17 protein-coding genes are annotated in these 20,294 nt (G+C 41.6%); 15 read left to right on the forward strand and 2 right to left on the reverse strand.

Annotated elements, in window-relative coordinates; genetic code table 11:
• Positions 1 to 184 precede the first annotated feature (184 nt).
• Positions 185 to 1,045 (reverse strand): TraB/GumN family protein, encoded by an 861-nt coding sequence (locus C0J08_RS07585; protein ID WP_212655487.1) that lies wholly within the window; start codon positions 1,043 to 1,045, stop codon positions 185 to 187.
• A 474-nt stretch (positions 1,046 to 1,519) separates the two neighbouring features.
• Here C0J08_RS07585 and C0J08_RS07590 point away from each other — a divergent pair, with 474 nt between their 5' ends.
• From C0J08_RS07590 to C0J08_RS07660, 15 genes are all read left to right on the forward strand, one after another.
• Complete coding sequence (locus tag C0J08_RS07590) at positions 1,520 to 2,050, forward strand: RNA methyltransferase (protein WP_212655488.1); 531 nt, start codon at positions 1,520 to 1,522, stop codon at positions 2,048 to 2,050.
• Positions 2,051 to 2,277: 227 nt separating this feature from the next.
• Positions 2,278 to 3,030 (forward strand): DUF481 domain-containing protein, encoded by a 753-nt coding sequence (locus C0J08_RS07595; protein WP_212655489.1) that lies wholly within the window; start codon positions 2,278 to 2,280, stop codon positions 3,028 to 3,030.
• 29 nt (positions 3,031 to 3,059) lie between these two features.
• The gene (locus C0J08_RS07600) at positions 3,060 to 4,064 is read left to right on the forward strand and encodes a CobW family GTP-binding protein (RefSeq protein WP_212655490.1); all 1,005 of its coding nucleotides are present in this window, start codon (positions 3,060 to 3,062) and stop codon (positions 4,062 to 4,064) included.
• A 213-nt stretch (positions 4,065 to 4,277) separates the two neighbouring features.
• Positions 4,278 to 6,083, forward strand: a complete 1,806-nt coding sequence (locus C0J08_RS07605; protein WP_212655491.1) for an acyl-CoA dehydrogenase C-terminal domain-containing protein — start codon at positions 4,278 to 4,280, stop codon at positions 6,081 to 6,083.
• A gap of 79 nt (positions 6,084 to 6,162) precedes the next feature.
• Positions 6,163 to 6,477: an SCP2 sterol-binding domain-containing protein gene (locus C0J08_RS07610; RefSeq protein WP_212655492.1), complete on the forward strand. Its 315-nt coding sequence runs from the start codon at positions 6,163 to 6,165 to the stop codon at positions 6,475 to 6,477.
• A 230-nt stretch (positions 6,478 to 6,707) separates the two neighbouring features.
• Entirely contained in the window at positions 6,708 to 8,405 is a 1,698-nt protein-coding gene (locus C0J08_RS07615; RefSeq protein ID WP_212655493.1) for an AMP-binding protein, read from the forward strand.
• 40 nt (positions 8,406 to 8,445) lie between these two features.
• On the forward strand, positions 8,446 to 9,012 hold the full coding sequence (locus C0J08_RS07620) for a DUF2889 domain-containing protein (protein WP_212655494.1): 567 nt from the start codon (positions 8,446 to 8,448) through the stop codon (positions 9,010 to 9,012).
• Positions 9,005 to 9,760, forward strand: a complete 756-nt coding sequence (locus tag C0J08_RS07625; protein ID WP_212655495.1) for an enoyl-CoA hydratase-related protein — start codon at positions 9,005 to 9,007, stop codon at positions 9,758 to 9,760. The genes C0J08_RS07620 and C0J08_RS07625 overlap by 8 nt, the downstream gene beginning before the upstream one ends.
• A 408-nt stretch (positions 9,761 to 10,168) precedes the next feature.
• Positions 10,169 to 10,921 (forward strand): electron transfer flavoprotein subunit beta/FixA family protein, encoded by a 753-nt coding sequence (locus tag C0J08_RS07630; protein ID WP_212655496.1) that lies wholly within the window; start codon positions 10,169 to 10,171, stop codon positions 10,919 to 10,921.
• On the forward strand, positions 10,918 to 11,847 hold the full coding sequence (locus tag C0J08_RS07635) for an electron transfer flavoprotein subunit alpha/FixB family protein (RefSeq protein ID WP_212655497.1): 930 nt from the start codon (positions 10,918 to 10,920) through the stop codon (positions 11,845 to 11,847). The genes C0J08_RS07630 and C0J08_RS07635 overlap by 4 nt, the downstream gene beginning before the upstream one ends.
• A gap of 80 nt (positions 11,848 to 11,927) precedes the next feature.
• Entirely contained in the window at positions 11,928 to 14,078 is a 2,151-nt protein-coding gene (gene fadB / locus C0J08_RS07640) for a fatty acid oxidation complex subunit alpha FadB (protein WP_212655498.1), read from the forward strand.
• 27 nt (positions 14,079 to 14,105) lie between these two features.
• Positions 14,106 to 15,281 carry an acetyl-CoA C-acyltransferase FadA gene (gene fadA, locus C0J08_RS07645; protein ID WP_212655499.1) on the forward strand — a complete coding sequence of 392 codons (1,176 nt, stop codon included), beginning with the start codon at positions 14,106 to 14,108 and terminating at the stop codon, positions 15,279 to 15,281.
• A gap of 151 nt (positions 15,282 to 15,432) precedes the next feature.
• Complete coding sequence (locus C0J08_RS07650; protein WP_212655500.1) at positions 15,433 to 16,533, forward strand: mechanosensitive ion channel family protein; 1,101 nt, start codon at positions 15,433 to 15,435, stop codon at positions 16,531 to 16,533.
• A 111-nt stretch (positions 16,534 to 16,644) separates the two neighbouring features.
• Positions 16,645 to 17,613: a D-2-hydroxyacid dehydrogenase family protein gene (locus C0J08_RS07655; RefSeq protein ID WP_212655501.1), complete on the forward strand. Its 969-nt coding sequence runs from the start codon at positions 16,645 to 16,647 to the stop codon at positions 17,611 to 17,613.
• A 135-nt stretch (positions 17,614 to 17,748) separates the two neighbouring features.
• Positions 17,749 to 18,165, forward strand: coding sequence for a hypothetical protein (locus C0J08_RS07660; protein WP_212655502.1), 417 nt, complete (start codon positions 17,749 to 17,751; stop codon positions 18,163 to 18,165).
• Between the two features lie 88 nt (positions 18,166 to 18,253).
• Here the strand turns inward: C0J08_RS07660 and C0J08_RS07665 are convergent, their stop codons facing one another.
• The gene (locus C0J08_RS07665) at positions 18,254 to 20,191 is read right to left on the reverse strand and encodes a methyl-accepting chemotaxis protein (protein WP_249344571.1); all 1,938 of its coding nucleotides are present in this window, start codon (positions 20,189 to 20,191) and stop codon (positions 18,254 to 18,256) included.
• Between the last annotated feature and the right edge of the window lie 103 nt (positions 20,192 to 20,294).

A 20,294-nucleotide genomic window follows, 5' to 3' on the forward strand; every position in this document is an offset into this window, starting at 1 on the left:
TTTAACACTATACCGAGGTGGAGTTTTTTAACTGATCATTTGGTCAGTTATTAATTTCGGCGGCAAGTATAAAAAATTCGAAGCGCTTTGGGGAGGAAAAAAGCAATAAATAATAGATTTGTCTGATGAAAGAGTAAAAACACGTCTCTGGCCGCCTTTTTACTCTATTAGCTATGATTGCGGTTTAAAGTCGTGAGACTTGATAGCCACTGTCTTTGAGCTTGTTGAGTATACTATCTGGACCGGCTAGGTGCATCGTACCCACCATGATGAATTCTACCGTGTTATCTTGAAGCATGGTTTCTATTTGTGGCATCCAAGAATTGTTACGATTAACCAAAAGAGATTGATAAACATCAGGGTAATCCTGTTTAAAATCTTTTAATTCAATATTCGCCATGGCTTCCATGTCGCCTTTGCGCCAGCTTTTTTTGAGGTCATGCATTGTTTTAGGCATATCTTTTATATCTGATAAGGTGTAGTTAATTACTTCGTTGCTGTCTTGGTTGTTCAAGCCGCTTAGCATTTCAAGCTGGGCTTCAGGTTCTTCTAACCAACCTTGTGGCTTTTTGTCCTGTTGTGCTTTCTCAGCATAAAATTGATCTACGCCTGCACTGGTAAAGCCCATGTGCTTTAGTTCAATCATGCTTAAAGAAATAGCCAACGCGCTAGGTTTCAGGTGTTCTATAGCCATCATAGGAATTTGACGAGCGTCTAAATAGACTTTAAGTGCTTGGTAGGTGTCTGGGCTAATGACTTGGTCAATAGTGGTGCCGTCTGAATATGACAGCTCACTTTGCATTTGTCGCCTAAATGCAGGGTGACTTAAGGTATCCATATTAGTTTCGAAAACCACTTTATCAGAGGCTTGATAAGCTTTTTCGTAGGCGCTTGGTAAAGGGTAATCTCGAGCCGTTAGTAAATGAATAGTTCCGCCAATATACAGAGTGTGGCTGCCAGAGGTAACTTTCCATACTGAAGCGGCTTGAGTTTGAAATGAGGCAGCAGCAAGTAAGGTCAGACCAAACTTTTTAATAAGATTCATGGTATTCCTGAATAATGTTGATCAATTAACTCTAGGGAAGGTGAGAATAAGTTTACTAAGTCTCAGTCTTTCAGAGAAAACGTCAAATAAGGCGCGACTCTGAAGAAATCTAGGTACCTTTTAAAGACATATGGCGTTTCCTCCTAAAGACCCGCAGGACATGATCTAAAAGCTTATGTTCTTTGTTGAGCACTTCGAAAATAGAATCACTATTCACATTCGGCACTCGCCTCGAACAACGGGCTTTTCTACACATGCTGAGCAAAGAGAACCCTTTCGTACCTTCCCTATTTTTAATTTTAGTTTACCAATCTGGATGGTTAGCGAAAGAGGACGTTATAACTTGTACTTCTTTTTACTTATTTTTTCCTGCTAAGTTTCATGTTAGCGCAATAATCGCTGATTTATTGAATGAAACTGGATACGTGAAAAATGCTAATATCGCATTTTCCATTCAGGCTTAGTAGATTATCGATGCAAAAAGAATGTGTTTTTGTTGGGTTAACGAATCCAAAAAGTATCTCTAATGTGGGGTCAGTGATGAGAGCAGCGGGCTGTTATCAAGTTGATCAAGTTTTGTACTCTGGAAATCGTTATGATCGTGCCACAAAGATGTCTACGGACACCAAAAAAGCGAGCTCTTCAATTCCCTTGATTAACATTGAAAGTCTTGGTGTAGCTGAGTTAATGGATGCGGTTGATGAGCAAACTAAGATCGTGTGTGTGGATTTGATTCAAGGGGCGACACCATTGCCAGCTTTCGATCATCCTGAGAAAGCCTTATATATTTTTGGCCCAGAAGACGGCACGATTGCACAGCATGTCGTTGACCGTGCTGATTTTGTGGTTTTTGTACCTACTATAGGTTGTATGAACCTCGCTGCTTCAGTCAATGTTTTGCTCTATGATCGTCTGGCTAAGTCTTCTCGAGCATTAGCTGGAGACGAATTAATTCGCCATAGCAAAGATGTTAATAATAACGTCAAGGTTCGATTTAGCCCATAAAAATACGATTTATGAATGTAAGGGGGCGGTATTTTCTTGTCTATTACTTTCCATATAGTTAGCAGTATTTTGACTGTGATAAGTCGTTATCAATGTGAAAATGTCTCTTAGACCTAACGGCTATTTAGGAAGGAGGCATTTTTTATTTGCTGTTGATTTTCTATCTCCAGAACTTCCTTTTTAGCTGTTATGAAATCTTGATGATGAGATAGAAGGGACGTATCCAAATGGAGCCTATAAAACGAGTTGTGCTTGCTATATTGGCTTGTTCTTCACCTTTTGTTTATGCCGAAACTCCTTTTACCCCATTAGAACCATTAAGTGCTGAATTGGAATTGGGGATTATTTCTACTTCTGGTAATACAGAAAGTGCAGCATTAAAAGGAAAAGCAACAATAAAGCAGGATTTTCCAAACTGGAAGAATAAGTATCTTCTGGATACGCTTTATAAAAAAAGTAAAAGCGAAGGGGAAGATGACACCAAGACAACAGCCCAAAAAATATTTTTATCAGCGCAAAGCGATTATAAATTAAACAGTGAAAACAGTTCGGTATTTGTTTATGGCTCCTATACAGGAGACCGTTTCAGTGGCTACGAGTATCAAAATACGCTTTCGGTTGGTTATTCTGGCCGTTTATTATCCGATGATGATTATTTTCTTGATTACAGTCTCGGTCCTGGCTATTCCTTCAGTAAAACAGACAAGGGAGAAGACGATAATAACGCTATTGTTCATATAGAGTTGCAGTATGATTACACTATTAACTCTATGGCGACGTTTCAACAGTTTTTTAGTAGTGAAGTGGCGTTACAAGAAGACAAAAATAGTCGTTCCAAATCAGAGACATCTATTAGTGTAAAACTCAGAAAAGACTTAAGTATGAAGGCTGCTTACAGTATTACTCATAATAGTGACGTGCCAAATAGTAAGAAGAATACGGATGCCACTACGAGTGTCATTTTTGCTTACAATTTTTAATATAAAAGTTCTATTGAGATCCTCGAATTATGCGTTATCAAGGGATAAAAGTTACATTAATAACAGGGTTTTTAGGGGCGGGTAAAACGACTCTTATACGACATTTGCTTGAGCAATCTCCTATAAATGAACGCTGGGCCGTGTTGGTGAATGAGTTTGGCGAAATAGGCTTAGACGGTGCCTTTTATGCGGACTTAGATGTAGCAATTAGTGAGGTGCCCGGAGGTTGTGTTTGTTGCACCACGTCTGCCGCCTTTCAACAAGGTCTAAATCAATTAATACGGCGCTACAATCCTGATCGAATTCTTATTGAGCCTTCCGGTCTTGGTCATCCAAAGCAAATTATACAAAAGTTACGTGGCCCTTCTTATCAAGATGTACTCTTATTAACAGGTACGTTTTGTGTGTTGGATGCCCGTCATTTAACAGATCAGCGATATACACAGCATGATATTTTTAATGATCAAATAGAGTCCGCTGACGCAATTGTCTTTAGTCATGTTGATCGTTATCAGCAAGATGATTTTCATCAACTCGAATCACGCTTTGCGTCATTAAATAACCCCAAAAACTCTCCGGTACTTTTTTTATCTGACCCAATGAAATTAGATGTGGATTCGTTAGATATCGGTTTGACGGATATATCAAATGGACTTCTCCCCTTAGCGCCAGAAGAAACTCCACCTCATCATGCTCATCATGAGAGTGAATCGGTTAATCAAGATGAGTATTGGAGCTACCAAAAGCAGCAAGGTGAGATGAAAGTTGTTGGCTGGCGTTGGCCCAATCAGACGCTTTTTGATAAAGAGATCATCATCGCGACTATTAAAGCGTTATCTAAGTTGAACGGTATTTACCGTATTAAAGGCGTATTTGTTATCAGCTCTAACGAAGCGCTTTTTGTGAATGTAGCGAGAGGTGAAGTGGTGGTAACAAGGTCATTTTGGCATGGAGGCAGTCGCTTGGAAATTATTGGTGGTCTTGAGGGAGATTGGTTGGCTATTAGTCAAAGTCATTTTGCTGAATTGCCTTAATACACGCTTTGGTGATGTTATTTGCTAGAAATAAACAGACGTCACTGGTCATTATTCACATTGTTTGACTGGCAAAATTATTTACTTGGTCTATTTTGTCATTAACTTTGGCACCTTTTGTTATTGAGAGAAAGCGTCCGATAGAGGAACCTTTCTATCATAAGTAGTTCCTATTGGAACAGATGGAATAAAAACAAGAAGAGGTCATAGGTCATGCCTGAATATAAAGCGCCACTGCGCGATATCAAATTCGTCACTGAAGAAATGCTTGATTTTAACGGACACTACGCTAAGTTGCCGGGTGCCGAAGAAGCGACGCCAGATATGGTGGCGGCAATTCTAGAAGAAGGTGCCAAGTTTGCTGAGCGTGTCCTTTCGCCTCTAAATCGTGTTGGTGATCAGCAAGGGTGTCAATTTAAAGATGGTGTTGTGACAACTCCCGAAGGTTTCAAAGAGGCTTATCAACAGTACGTTGAAGGTGGCTGGCCATCTTTATCTCATCCTGAAGAAGTGGGTGGTCAGGGGTTGCCGGATTCACTTGGTATGATGATAACTGAGATGGTTGCTACATCGAATTGGTCTTGGGGGATGTACCCAGGTCTAAGTCACGGCGCTATGAATACCATTGAATTGCATGGTACGGATGAGCAAAAACAAACCTACCTAACGAAACTTGTATCCGGTGAGTGGACAGGCACAATGTGTTTGACCGAACCTCACTGCGGAACAGATCTGGGTATGCTAAAAACCAAAGCTGAGCCCCAAGACGATGGCAGTTACGCCATTACCGGTACCAAAATTTTCATTTCTGCTGGCGAGCATGATATGGCGGACAATATTGTTCATATCGTATTGGCTCGTTTACCCGATGCACCCGCTGGAACAAAAGGCATTTCATTATTTATTGTGCCAAAACATAACGTAGACGATTCTGGTGAAATTGCGGATCGTAACCAAGTAGCATGCGGCTCCATCGAGCACAAAATGGGGATTCATGGTAACGCAACTTGTGTGATGAACTTTGATGGCGCAAAAGGCTTTTTGATCGGTGAGCCAAACCGTGGCTTGAATTGCATGTTTACTTTTATGAATGCGGCGCGTTTAGGTACGGCTGTACAAGGTTTGGCGCACGCAGAGTGGGCATTACAGAACTCGGTGGCTTACGCTAAGGATCGTTTACAGATGCGAGCTTTATCTGGCCCCAAAGCACCAGATAAAGCCGCTGATCCAATCATTGTTCACCCTGATGTGCGTCGTATGTTGCTAACGCAAAAAGCGTTTGCTGAAGGTGGTCGCGCATTAATTCATTACTGTTCTATGTTGGTAGATATCACCAAAAAAGGCTCAGAGGATGAAAAAGAAGAAGCCAATGAGCTGATGTCATTACTGACACCGATTGCAAAAGCATTTCTCACCGAAACAGGGTTTGAGGCTGCAAACCATGGTCTTCAGGTATATGGCGGACATGGCTACATTGCTGAGTGGGGAATGGAGCAAAACGTACGTGACTGCCGAATTGCAATGTTGTACGAAGGTACAACCGGCATTCAAGCTTTGGATTTGCTTGGTCGTAAAGTGTTAATGACTCAAGGTGCAACATTACGTCGCTTTACTAAAATCATCCATAAATTCTGTAAAGAACATAAAGGTGATAAACGCTTTAAATCTTATATCTCGACGCTGGATAAATTGAACAGCGAATGGGGAGATGTGACGATGAAAATCGGTATGAAAGCCATGCGCAATAAAGAAGAAGTGGGTGCAGCTTCCGTCGATTATTTGATGTTCTCTGGTTATGTAGCATTAGCTTATTTCTGGGCTCGTATGGCTGTGACCGCACAAACCAAGCTTGATGAAGGCACCGATGACGTGGGCTTTTATACCGCGAAATTGCAAACGGCGACATTCTACTACGAGCGTCTATTGCCTCGTACTCGCGCCCATGTAGAGGCCATGTTGTCTGGTGCGGATAATTTATTGGCGATGGATGAAGATAATTTCTTATTTTTGAACGCCTAACTAGCACAATAAATAATCATCTGTGCTTTCTTGTCTATGCACAGTAATCATGTTTTAGAAGATTGAAGAGGTTAATGATATGAGTGAAGCAAAAGCAGTGTTTGAATCCATGCTAAATCGTTTTGATGCGGATGAAGCGGATGACATGGAAGCGGTGTTTCAATTTGACTTAGATGATGCTGACAGTTATTACTTAACTATCGCAGATGGACAATGTGAAATGGGAGAAGGTGAGCATGATGATCCCACCGTAACGCTTAGTATGGATTTAAATACTTTGAAAGACGTTATGAGTGGTGAGCTTGATGGTATGGCTGCTTTCATGCAGGGAAAAATACGTGCCGATGGCGATATCATGCTAGCGACAAAATTGACTCAAATTTTTCCCCAATAGGGATCTTTTTGCAATTTTATAGCTCGAAAGCTCAACTACACTGTAAGTACTTGAGCTTTCGTACAAAGGCTTTATTCGGTTACTGAGTACGCCAATTGCTTTGTTAGAAACAGACATGGGATGTTTATATAATCTCATGTCTTGTTTGTTTGGGGTTGTATTGGCTTCTTTGGTGGCATCGTATAGGGGCCTCACATTCTCCTAAATAAAAAAAACAAATGGAGCTTATTATGGCTATAGAAACCTCTTCTACTAGCAATGGATATACTGGTAAAACGGCTGGCAGTTATTTGCCAGACTCTTTGAATCCGCATGGGTATCAGTCATTGACCGATATCTTGGCGTTGGCGAGTAAAAAATACGCGGATCGACCTGCGTTTACGAGTGTAGGTAGAACAATCACATACCGTGAATTAAATGAAAAGTCCGATCAATTTGCCGCTTACCTTCAACACGAAACGGATTTACAGCCTGGTGATCGTATTGCTGTTCAATTGCCTAATATCATTCAATATCCCGTAGTATTGTTTGGTGCAATGAAAGCTGGTTTGATTGTTGTTAATACGAATCCACTCTACACACCAAAAGAACTTGAACATCAATTTAATGATGCTGGCGTGAAAGCGTTAGTGGTGTTTGCCAATATGGCGCATAACGTCGAAAAAATATTGGCAAAAACCTCAATAAAGCACGTTATTATCACAGAAATTGCCGACTTTCATTCGCCATTAAAGCGTTTACTGGTTAACTCTGTAGTTAAATATGTTAAGAAAATGGTGCCAGCTTACCACCTTCCTAATGCGTTGACGCTTAATGACGTTTTACAAAAAAGCAAAGGTAAAACGGTTAATAAAGTCGTGCTTACGCCCGAGCAAATCGCCGTTTTGCAATATACAGGTGGCACAACCGGTGTTGCGAAAGGCGCTATGCTGACCCATGCTAATTTGGCTGCAAACATGTATCAATTAAGCTCCAGATTAAGCTCGATTATTGATGATAAAAATGAAGTCTATATTGCCCCACTGCCGCTTTATCATATTTATGCTTTCCTCATTCACGGTCTGACATTGTTAGAGCGTGGTGCTCATAGTATTTTAATTCCTAATCCTCGCGATTTACCTGGTTTTGTGAAAGAGCTTAAAAAATGGCCATTTACTGGTTTTGTTGGTCTAAATACTTTGTTCGTAGGCTTATGTAACAAAGAGGAGTTTAGAGCACTCGATTTTTCTTCTCTTAAATTAACTTGCTCCGGTGGTATGCCTTTGACACATGCTGCTGCTGATGAGTGGGAGAAAGTGACAGGTTGTAAAGTCGTTGAAGGTTATGGTTTAACCGAAACATCCCCCGTTGTTTCTTTTAATCCTATTGGAAAAGAACACATCGGTACAATTGGTGTTCCTGTTGCAGAAACAGACATTAAGATTCAGGGGCGTGATGGGGAAGCTTTACCACAGGGTGAAGCGGGTATGTTGTGCGTACGTGGGCCTCAAGTGATGAAAGGCTATTGGAATCGAGAGAGTGCAACACAAGAAGTTATGACCGCTGATGGCTTCTTAATTACTGGTGATATTGCTATGCAACATTCGGACGGTTATTTACAAATAGTCGATCGAGCGAAAGATATGATTATCGTATCAGGCTTTAATGTTTATCCGACGGAAGTGGAAGATTGCCTCTCATCTCATCCTTCGATTCTCGAATCGGCTGCTATTGGTGTGCCAGATGATAAAACGGGTGAGGCGGTAAAAGCATTTGTCGTTTTGAAGGCGGATGCCGACACGCTTGATGAAAAGGCTTTGCGTATTTACTGCAAGGAAAATCTTGCCGCTTATAAAGTTCCTAAGTTTGTGGAAGTTCGCAAAGAGCTTCCAAAAACGAATGTTGGTAAAGTTCTACGTCGTGCCTTAAGGGAACAAGAGCAAGCTTAGTCCTATTTACATATCACTTTAAGATGTATTCGGAGGGGTAATGTCACAGACTAAACGTAAGTTAATGCACAGACGCAGTATCGAGTCTTATGGTTTTTTACGTGATGATGGTCTTTGGGATATAGAGGCAACGATGAAAGATTTGAAGCCTTATAATGTAAAGCGTGAGTTTGATGGTAGTTTGGTACCAGAAGGCAGTCCCTTCCATGATATCAGTATTCGCCTAACGATAGACGACACGTTTTTAATTAAAGAGGTGTGGGTTTCAATGGACTCTTTTCCTTTTCCTAATTGCGGCGGGGCAGCGGGCAGCTTTGATGCGGTTAAAGGGACGCGAATTGGATCAGGCTGGAATCGTTGGCTAAAGGAAAACTTTGGTGGCAAAGTCGGTTGTACCCATGTTTTAGAGCTTTTTCCTGTGGTTGCAACGACGGCTTTTCAAACCATGTGGGGGCCGTTAGGGGAAAAATATCCTGAGCAAGTTCCTAAATCTCTTGGAAATTTAATTAATAGCTGTCATGGGTGGTCCGAAGAGGGACCTATGGTACGTAAATTAGTAGATGAACAGATACTTAAATTACCTTTAGGGAGCGTCAGTAATGAGTGATTTTGTTACTGAAAGAGTCGAGTCTGGTATACAGATTTTGTGCCTAGATCGGGTAGAAAAGAAAAATGCGATTACCTTGGAAATGTATCAAGCATTGACGGATTCGCTACGTCAAGCAGAGCTTAACCCTGAAATAAAAGTGACCTTACTTCATGGCGCAGGGAAGGATTTTTCTTCTGGTAACGATATAAATGAATTTGTGCAAATTGCGCAAACACCAGAGAAAATGGAAGCCATCATGGCTTTCTTACAAGTACTGAGTACTTATAAAAAACCACTTGTTGCTGGTGTTGAAGGTCGCGCTGTTGGCGTTGGAGCAACTATGCTTTTGCATTGTGATTTAGTGCTTGCTTCACGGGAGGCTAGATTACAGTTTCCTTTTGTCCAACTGGGGTTGGTCCCTGAAGCGGCGTCTAGTCATTTACTTCCCCTGCTAGTAGGCCATCAAAAAGCATTTGAAATACTGGTATTAGGTGAGAGTGTTGATGCCGAGCGGGCTTATCAAATGGGATTAATAAATCATTTATGTGAGGAAGGTGAGGCATATAACATGGCGTTTCTTTATGCCGAAAAGAGCGCGGCCTTGCCTGTAGAAGCTGTTTCTTTAAGTAAAGACCTACTTAAATATCGCGCTCAAGATGATGTCCAAATGGCATTAATGCGAGAGGGGCGTATATTTAAGGATCGTTTACGTTCAAAAGAAGCTCATCAGGCTTTTTCGGAATTTCTATCTCGCAATAAAAACTAGTTCTCTCTGCCAAATCAGGTTATTAAAGGGTTTGCTTTTAATCTGATTTCTCACTTTTTAAATACACTAAAACCTTATTCTCACGATCATGGCTCATTTATTGTAATGAGCCTGACATTTCTTTATTTAATCCATATTTTCATCAATTAATTTCATTGCAACCTACTAAACTGATTTGAGGAAAGCGCCAGTGATGGCTTTTCATGTTTTAAATAAGTGTGTTTGGACATAGCCTGAATATTTTTGTCAGTTAACTGGCGCTTTTTTGTTATTGATGAAAAGCATTCCCAAACTAGTATAGAGGGTAAGTAAAGAGTTCTATTGATAGGGAATTTTTACATACTACTACTCTAAGTAAAAAGAGTTAGAAAGTATGAATAAGAGCTTAATAATAATTACGAGGGGCTTATGAAAATCTTAGTATCTGTAAAGCGAGTCATCGACTACAACGTCAAAGTTCGTGTTAAGTCCGACCATACAGCGGTCGATCTTACTAATGTCAAAATGTCTATGAATCCATTCTGTGAAATTGCCGTGGAAGAAGCGATTCGTCTTAAAGAAAAAGGTGTAGCTGATGAAGTCGTGGTGGTGTCTGTCGGCTCTAAAGCTTGCCAAGAAACACTGAGAACAGCGATGGCGTTAGGCGCTGATCGTGCTATTCAAGTTGAAGCTGAGGATGGATTGGATTCTTTATCCGTCGCTAAATTACTCTCCAAGGTGGCGCAAGAAGAGTCTGCCGATTTAATTATTATGGGTAAGCAAGCGATTGATTCTGACAACAATCAAACGGGTCAGATGGTTGCAGCTCTTCTTGATTATCCTCAAGCAACCTTTGCCTCTGAAGTCGTTATTGAAAACAGCGAAGCGCAAGTGACTCGTGAAATTGATGGTGGTTTGCAGACCTTGGCGATTACCTTGCCAGCGGTGGTTACGACCGATCTTCGACTCAATGAGCCGCGTTTTGCCTCACTTCCAAACATAATGAAAGCTAAGAAAAAGCCTTTAGATGTTAAAACTCCTGCGGATTTAGGTGTCGAAGTTGGGTCTAATGTCAGCATTGTTTCTGTGACGCCACCACCGCAGCGGGCGGGTGGTATCAAAGTTGGCTCTGTTGCTGAGTTAGTCGACAAACTTAAAAATGAAGCGAAGGTGGTGTCATGAGCGTATTAATCATTGCAGAACACGACAATAAATCTCTTAAGCCTGCGACGTTAAATACAGTAACCGCAGCCACACAAATTGATGCAGATGTTCATATGCTGGTTGTTGGCTTTGAATGCCAAACGGTTGTTGAACAAGCATCACAAGTCGCTGGGGTGACAAAAGTTTTAGTAGCTGATAATGCTGCCTATGAACATCAGTTGGCTGAAAATGTCTCTAAATTAATTGTTGAAGTGGCAGGTGGCTATGAACATATTTTAGCGCCAGCAACGACAACTGGAAAAAATACCATGCCACGAGTGGCGGCATTACTGAATGTTGCTCAGTTATCTGATGTGATCAAGGTTGAGTCGGCAGATACGTTTGTTCGTCCAATTTATGCTGGCAATGCCATTGCAACGGTTAAGACAACCGATGCTGTGAAAGTATTGACCGTTCGTGCAACCGGCTTTGATGCAGCAGCCAGTTCTGGCGGCAACGCTGAGCGAGAAGTGCTTTCTCAAGTGATTAGTTCAGATCGCAGCCGCTTTGTAAAAGAACAACTTGCCGAGTCGGATCGTCCTGAGTTGACCGCAGCGAGTGTGATCATCTCCGGTGGTCGTGGTATGGGCAATGGCGATAACTTTGCTTTATTGGAAGGAGTTGCAGATAAATTGGGAGCGGCGATTGGTGCTTCACGAGCGGCGGTAGATGCCGGCTTTGTACCAAACGATTTGCAAGTCGGTCAAACCGGTAAAACAGTTGCGCCAGACTTGTATATTGCCGTTGGTATTTCTGGGGCCATTCAGCATTTGGCGGGGATGAAAGACTCTAAGGTAATTGTTGCTATTAACAAAGACGAAGAGGCTCCAATTTTCCAAGTGGCAGATTATGGTTTAGTAGCGGATTTGTTTGACGCTGTACCTGAGTTAGAAAAGAGTTTGTAGTTGAAGCTTAACGTTTGATGTACCGGATGGCGGTGGTTAGATTTCCTCCGTCATTACAATAAAAATAATTGGAGACCAGCATGATTTTCGAAGGACAAGCAGTCAAGGTTGCAGTCGATGATGCCGGTGTGGCAACCGTCACTCTGGATTTGGTCGGTGAGTCGATTAATAAATTCAATAGTCTTACCTTGAATGAATTATCTGAAGCCGTGACAGCACTTAAACATATTGATGACTTACAGGGTGTTATTTTTGCCAGTGCAAAAGATGTGTTTGTTGTTGGCGCAGACATCACTGAGTTTATGACTTGGTTCAAGCTTGAAGAAGATGAGCTGTCGGATAAATTGCGTCATGTTCATAATATTTTCACTGATATTTCGAACTTATGCTGCCCAACCGTAGCCGCTATTAATGGTATTGCACTGGGGGGGGGCATGGAACTTGCGCTGGCGTGTGATTATCGTGTGATGGCCGACTCAGCTAAGATCGGTTTGCCTGAAACGCAACTTGGTATTTATCCAGGTTGGGGCGGAACGGTTCGCTTACCTCGCTTAATCGGTGCAGACAATGCTTGTGAATGGATTTGTGGTGGTGCTCAAAAGCGCAGTGCGGATGCCTTTAAAGATGGTGCTGTCGATGCTGTTGTACCAGCAAAGAAAGTGAATGAATCTGCACGCCACCTTATTCAGCAAGTGATAGATGGCAAATTAAACTATCATGCTCGTCGAGACGAGTTGCGTGCGCCATTAGAGTTTTCACCCATTGAAAAAATGATGGTCTTTGAGTCTGTTCGCGGTGTGGTGGGAGCGAAAGCAGGTAAACATTATCCTGCTCCAATGGCGGCGATTAAAACCATTGAAAAAGGCGTTAGCCAAGTCATTGAAAAAGCCCTTGATACTGAAATAAAAGGCTTTGTTAAGCTCGCTAAAGGCCCAGTGGCGAAATCTTTAGTGAATTTGTTTTTAAGTGACCAGCAAATCAAGAAAACGGCGGGTAAATATTCGAAAAACGCAACGCCAGTTAAACAAGCTGCCGTGTTGGGGGCTGGTATTATGGGCGGTGGTGTTGCTTATCAGTCTGCATCAAAAGGCACCCCAATTATCATGAAAGACATTCGTCCTGAAGCGCTAGAGTTGGGATTGAGTGAAGCGAATAAATTGTTTAATGGCCAAGTAGAGCGTGGAAGATTAACCACCGACAAAGCGTTTAAAGCCATGAACGCCATTATTCCGGCTTTGAGCTACGGTGAATTTGAGCATGTCGATTTAGTGGTCGAAGCGGTTGTTGAGAACGTTAAGATTAAAAAATCGGTATTGGCTGAAGTAGAAACTAAGATCTCTGACGAGGCAATTTTGACGTCTAATACGTCAACCATTTCTATTACGGAATTGGCAAAAGATCTAAAACGCCCTGAAAATTTCTGTGGTATGCATTTCTTTAATCCTGTGCACCGTATGCCTTTGGTCGAAGTAATTCGCGGTGAGAAAACCAGTGATGCGGCAATTGCTAAAACCGTAGCTTATGCTCAGGCAATGGGTAAAACCCCCGTGGTGGTTAATGATTGCCCAGGCTTCTTGGTAAACCGAGTTTTATTCCCTTATTTCGCTGGTTTTTCTTTATTGATGCAGGAAGGCGCGGATTTCCAAGTGGTGGATAAAACCATGGAAAAATTCGGTTGGCCAATGGGGCCTGCTTATTTGCTTGATGTAGTTGGTATCGACACGGCATATCACGCGGATCAAGTAATGGCAGAAGGCTTCCCTGATCGAATGAAGCATGAAGGTACCAATGCGGTTGATCGCTTGTTTGAGTTAGAGCGATTCGGTCAGAAAAATGGTAAAGGTTTTTATACCTACGAGCAGGATCGTAAAGGCAAGCCAAAGAAAATCTTTAATGAAGAAATCGATACATTGCTTTCCTCGGTTGTGGTCTCAAAATCTGAGTTAAGCGAAGACGATATTGTGGCTCGTATGATGATTCCACTGTGTATTGAGACAGTACGTTGTCTTGAAGAAAATATAGTGGCCTCTGCCGCAGAAGCGGACATGGGATTGATTTATGGTATTGGTTTCCCTCCATACCTTGGCGGTGCGTTGCACTACCTAGACCAAATGGGACTGCAGGCCTTTTGTGACCTTGCAGATAAATACAGCCACTTAGGTAAGTTGTACGAGCCAACCGCAAAAATGCGTGAAATGGCGAAAAACAACGACACTTATTACGGCGCATAATTTCCCATAGGCTAGAGGAGAACTTCCATGAAACTGAATCCAAATGATGTCGTTATTATTGACGCCGTTCGCTCACCAATGGGTAAAACAAAAAATGGTGTATTCCGTAATGTGCGAGCGGAAAATTTATCGGCTGAGCTGGTAAAAGCACTGTTTAAACGTAATCCAAGTGTTGAGCAAAAAGACGTTGAAGATCTGATCTGGGGCTGTGTAAACCAAACCTTAGAGCAGGGATTCAATATGGCTCGCGCCGTATCTCTGTTAGCTGGCTTACCAATCACTTGTGCAGCACAAACCGTTAACCGACTTTGTGGGTCATCAATGTCTGCAATCCATACCGCCGCGCAAGCGATCATGACCGGACAAGGTGATGTGTTTGTTGTGGGTGGTGTTGAACATATGGGGCACGTTGGCATGATGCATGGGGTGGATGTGAACCCTGCGCTGTCTAAACATATGGCAAAAGCGTCTATGATGATGGGCGTGACCGCTGAAATGTTGGGCAAAATGCATGGTGTTAGCCGTGAAGCACAAGATGAGTTTGCGGTGCGTTCTCATCGTCTTGCCCATGAAGCGACTTTGCAAGGTCGCTTTGATAACGAAATTGTGTCTATTGAAGGTCATGATGCGGATGGTAATAAGGTCCTCGTTGAAGTCGATGAAGTCATTCGTCCTGAAACTTCAATGGAATCGCTAGCGAGCTTGCCACCTGTTTTCATGCCGAAAGTGGGAACTGTAACGGCAGGTACATCGTCTGCATTGTCTGATGGTGCATCAGCTATGCTAATGATGTCAGCTAAGAAAGCCGAAGAACTTGGTTTAACACCAATAGCCAAAGTTCGTAGTATGGCGGTTGCGGGTTGTGACCCAGCCATTATGGGCTATGGCCCTGTGCCAGCAACGAAGAAGGCATTAAAGCGAGCAGGCTTGTCAATGGATGATATTGAGATTGTTGAGTTAAACGAAGCCTTTGCTGCCCAATCTATTCCTGTACTAAAAGACCTTGGTTTGCTGGATCTTGTGGAAGATAAAGTGAACTTGAATGGTGGTGCGATTGCGCTTGGTCACCCACTTGGTTGTTCAGGTACGCGCATATCCACGACTTTGCTAAATGTGATGCGTGAAAAAGACGCGACTCTCGGCCTAGCGACCATGTGTATTGGTATGGGGCAGGGCATTGCGACGGTTTTCGAACGCCTATAGCGACTAAATTTAGAGTGATAATTTCTGTTATTAGCCCCGCATGATTAGCGGGGCTTTTTTATGGTGCATAGTAAGTTTGATGAGCTAGGAAAAGATTACGGAATGGATTTTGCAGCTTTTTAGGTAACAAAACTGCATAAAGGCCATGCTGATGGACTCTTTTCAATCGTTTTATGCTCAAGCCACAAGTTGGCTGCTTGATACACCGAATTGGGTGTTGGTTTTTGCTGTTGTCTTGATAGTTATCTGCGCATTGTTGCTGGTTCAACGCCTTATTTTAATCCGCATTCGTCGTATTACAGATCGATCTCATTATTTTGTTGATAGCCTCTTGATTAAGGCTGTTCGCTTGCCTTTATCCTTAATAATTATTTGGATTGGCTTTTTATTACTCGACAATTTTCTGCCATCAACGTCTTCTCCGGTCGCTAATGTCACGAAAGGAGTGGTGAAATATGCATTACCTATTTTGCTGGTCTTAGCGGCCGTGATATTTGTTGATCGTGTTTTAACTGGGTTTATCCGCTATTACAGTAAAAACTCTGCGGTTTTGCTAAGCAGTCAATCCATCGTGGTTGGGGTTAGTCGCTCTTTTGTTGTGGCAATCGGTGGGCTGGTTTTGATGGGAACATTGGGTATTTCTATTATGCCTGTTGTTGCTTCTTTGGGAATTGGTTCTCTTGCTGTCGCCTTGGCACTGCAGCCGACTTTAGTGAATTTCTTTTCTGGTGTTCAATTGGTAATGGATAAGCCGATTCGTGTTGGAGATTATATTGAATTGGACTCTGGCGAGCAGGGCTTCGTAGAAAAAATTGGCTGGCGTTCGACATGGATTAGAATGTTGCCAAACAACACGATAATTATGCCTAACAGCGTCTTATCGGAATCTAAAATTATTAATTACTTTTATCCGTCTAAAGAGTTGTCTGTTCCGGTTGAAGTGAGTGTGCATTATGACTCGGATTTAGATCATGTTGAGCGAGTCACATTGGAAGTCGCCAGGAACATTCTAAAGCAGCATGAATTTGGCGTGGAAAGTTATGATACTTTCATTCTGTTTCATACTTTTGATGATAGCAGCATTAATTTTACCGTTATGCTTAGGTCTCATGAATACTTCCAGCGCTTTTTTATTAAATCTGCCTTTATACAGGCTCTGCACAAGCGATTTAAAGAGGAAGGCATCGTCATTCCCTATCCGATACGAGCCATTAATACGGTGCAAGAGAGCGCGCACTTTAAGAGAGAGTAAAAGCGTGATTGTTGTGTTTTATTGGGTATTTTTAAGTTTTAAGCTCACTCTATCGCTCTCATTCATTGTAAAATGACAATTTATTACCGAATTGAATAGGAGACGCTTCCATTGAAAATCGCCATTCTGGATGACTATCAAAATTGTGTGAAGGACTTAGCTTGCTTTGACCTTTTAGCGAATCATAGTGTGCGTATTTTCAATGATACGATGCTTAGCATTGAAGATTTAGTCTCGAATCTGAAAGACTTTGATGTGTTGGTTTTGATTCGTGAACGCACCGTTATTTCAGAAGAGTTGCTTGCGCAATTACCCAATTTAAAACTCATTAGTCAAACCGGAAAAATTAGTAACCATATAGATGCCAAGCTTTGCCATCAATATGGTGTTGCTGTGGCAGAAGGTGTCGGTTCTCCTGTTGCTCCCTCTGAATTATGTTGGGGGCTTATTATGTCAGCAAGCCGACATATTCCTGAATACGTTGGGCAATTTTATCAAGGCAATTGGCAGCAATCTGGGGCTCTGGGTTTAGGCCGAGTATTAAATGGGTCAATGTTAGGAATTTGGGGCTACGGTAAAATAGGTCAACGTATCGCGCAATATGCGAAAGTCTTTGGTATGAAGGTCTTGGTGTGGGGCAGTGAGAGTTCAAGAGCTTTGGCCCAAGAGCATGGTTTTCTAGCGGCGGCTTCTAAAGCCGATTTCTTTCAATCGGCGGATATTATTACTTTGCATTTACGACTTAATGATGCCACTAGAAACCTTGTAACACAGTCAGATTTGGCTTTAATGAAACAGGACTCTTTGCTCGTGAATACTAGTAGAGCGGAACTTATTGAAAGTGGTGCGCTTTATCGTGAAATGTCATCGAATCCAACTAAGCGTGCAGCCATTGACGTGTTTGAAACCGAACCCGCTAATATAAATAACGAGCCTTTGTTGTCCTTGCCTAATGTGTTGTGTACACCTCATATTGGTTACGTTGAGAAGAACAGTTATGAGCTTTACTTTAAAGCGGCGTTTGAAAATGTTGTCGCGTTTGCCAATGGAAAAGCTCAGAATTTGGTCATTAGTTCATAAGAAAGATTGGGGTAGTGCTTTTATTTGGACTGTTAGTTTGTGTTAACATTTCTCGCGCAAAAGCCTTTAATTAATCTGCGTCGTGATGATTCATTACGCTAATGGATATGTTTTAAACCACATAGGATGTTTATGATGAAAACTCTTTTGTCTACGTGCGTTTCAGTACCTGTATTACTTTTTTCTAGCATGTTAATCGCTCAAGACTCAACTGAAGCACCAGCTTGTGAAGTTAAGGATATGACTTCTGTGTCTTATATGGAAAACCTTCAGCCTAATAGCGATATTGATGTGGGGGAAATCTATAAGGCAAAGACTGAGGAGCTTATTGCTTTCGCAGAAAAGTATAATCTCGAAGACTTTCAAATTGTTAATCAAGACGCTTCAGTCAGTGCAAACTGCTGCGGTAATTATGGTTCTCAAATTAACATGAATTACACAGTAACTTATAAGCCAAGCTACAGTGCATTTACTGCATTCCACAAATATGGCGGTACAGGCATGGTTTCAACTTACCGCATTGGACTGGAAAACTGTCCAACAGATAAGTAAGTGGTCAATGCTAGCTCTTTCATTGCTGATGTTAAAGAGCTAGCTAATTGCACTTTGCTTCCATTCGCTCCTTTTTCTGACGTTCTACCTATACTTTGAAGTTTCCTACTTCATTATTCAGCGTTTTGTACAAGTCAGTTATTTGCGTTGATTGATTGTTGATTAAATTGGAGACATCTTTCACGCCATCGGTTTGTTCTTTTAACAACATAAGGCTTTGATTTATGCCGTCCGATAACGTTGCTTGTTCAAGAGTGGCTTGAGCTGTTTTTGATGCCATTTGCTGTACTTTTTCAAAGGAATGATTCAGAGAGTCAAAAATATTGATAACGTTATCAAAGTTGGCTGCGGTGTTATCTGCATTACTTCTACTGTTTTGAGTCGAAATAGAAGACTCTTTAACATTCAGTTTTAGCTGCTCTATGATGGTTTCTATTTCATCGGTACTGTTTTGTGTTCGGGTTGCTAATGTGCGTACTTCATCTGCAACCACGGCAAAACCACGGCCTTGTTCACCGGCACGAGCTGCTTCTATCGCTGCGTTTAAGGCTAATAGGTTGGTTTGTTCTGCGATGTTTCTAATTACTTCAAGCACAGACGAAATATTTTCCGAACTTTTCTCTAGTTCCTCGGCCCGTTTTAATGATTCATTGATATCACCGATAAGGCTGGAAATGGCTTTATGAGAGGTATTTACCGCTTGTATGCCTTGTTCGGTTAATTGGCTTGAGTTGGTGGCTTCTGTTTCCGTATCTTTTGCGACTTCCGCCATTTGTTGGTTTGAGATATTCATCTCTTGCCCTGCACTAATCATGGATGAAGAGGCATCTACCAATGCATGGGTAATATTGTTGGTGGTTTCTGATGCGCTTTTTAGCTCCGTAGTCATACTGCCAAGAGCTGAAGATTGTTTATGTATATTACTAATAATGGATCTTAGCTGTTCTACAAAGCCATCAAATTCTTTAGCAAGATCCCCAAGTTCGTCTTTTGCGCTGGAGTTAATCCTTTGGGTTAAATCACCATCCCCTTCGGCTATTTCACGGATACGACGTCCCATATTTTCAACATTTTTGGTGATTTTAAGTGGAATGAGGTAGCCAAAAATGAGAGATATGACAAAGGCGATTGTTGTGACTGTCATGGCGATTTCTTGATTACGGCTAATATTGTTTTTGGTTTCATCTTCAATTGCTCTGGAGTGTTTTCTTACCGTTTCACCAGCTTTGTCTAAGAGTGAGCGGATAGCAGCAAACTTTTCATCAGCCTTTTTTATTTTTTGCGGGAGTTTGGTTGATATTTGAGCTTCAGGAGAGTTTAGGTGAGCGAGACTTGCTTTAAACCAGTCATCAAACAGTATATCGAATTTATCATAAGGATTTGTCAGTTCGGGTTCATCCATTAAATGGCCACGATATTTTCTGAATCGTTCTAATGCTTGAGCAGCATTTAGGTTGAAATCTTCTTTGTTGGCGTCACTGTCTCCTATGCCATTAATGATTTTTTGCTGTGCTAAACGTGCTTGGTATAAGTCTCTATCGGCATTTAATACCTCTGTAATGGCTTCTACATAGTTATTAAGTTCGACTGCTGAGTTGATTTGCTCTTTAGTATTATGGATGTGATCACGAAGCTTTTCTCCAGCTTCATCAAGCATATTACGAATGACTTGGAATTGATTATCTAATGCAATCATGGTTTCGGAAAATTGAACGCTACCTTTTGAGGTGGCAATAAGATTTTCACTGGATTCTAACCAATCTTTGTAAAGAGTATTAAAGGAGTCAAAAGGTGTTAGCAGCTCTGTCGGTTCGTCTGCAAGATATTTTCTATAAAGTTGAAAACGATCAAATACTTGTTGAGCATTTTCTCTAAAGTCTTCTTCATTGTCTGTCTTAGGTCCTTGGCCGTCGAGCATTTTTTCTTGTGCAAGTCGTGCTTGATAGATATCTCGGTCAGCATTTAATACCTCCGAAATCGCTTCGAAATAGTGTTCGGCCTGTAACTTCATATTATTCTTTTGCATATTGCTCATGAGCATCATAAAAACAAATAGAGAGACCAAAATAATTGAGAGGAAAATAATAGGGAGCATCATCTTGATTCGAATGGAGTGTATGCGCATATAT

The sequence above is a fragment of the Marinomonas sp. CT5 genome (assembly GCF_018336975.1).
Classification (GTDB): domain Bacteria; phylum Pseudomonadota; class Gammaproteobacteria; order Pseudomonadales; family Marinomonadaceae; genus Marinomonas.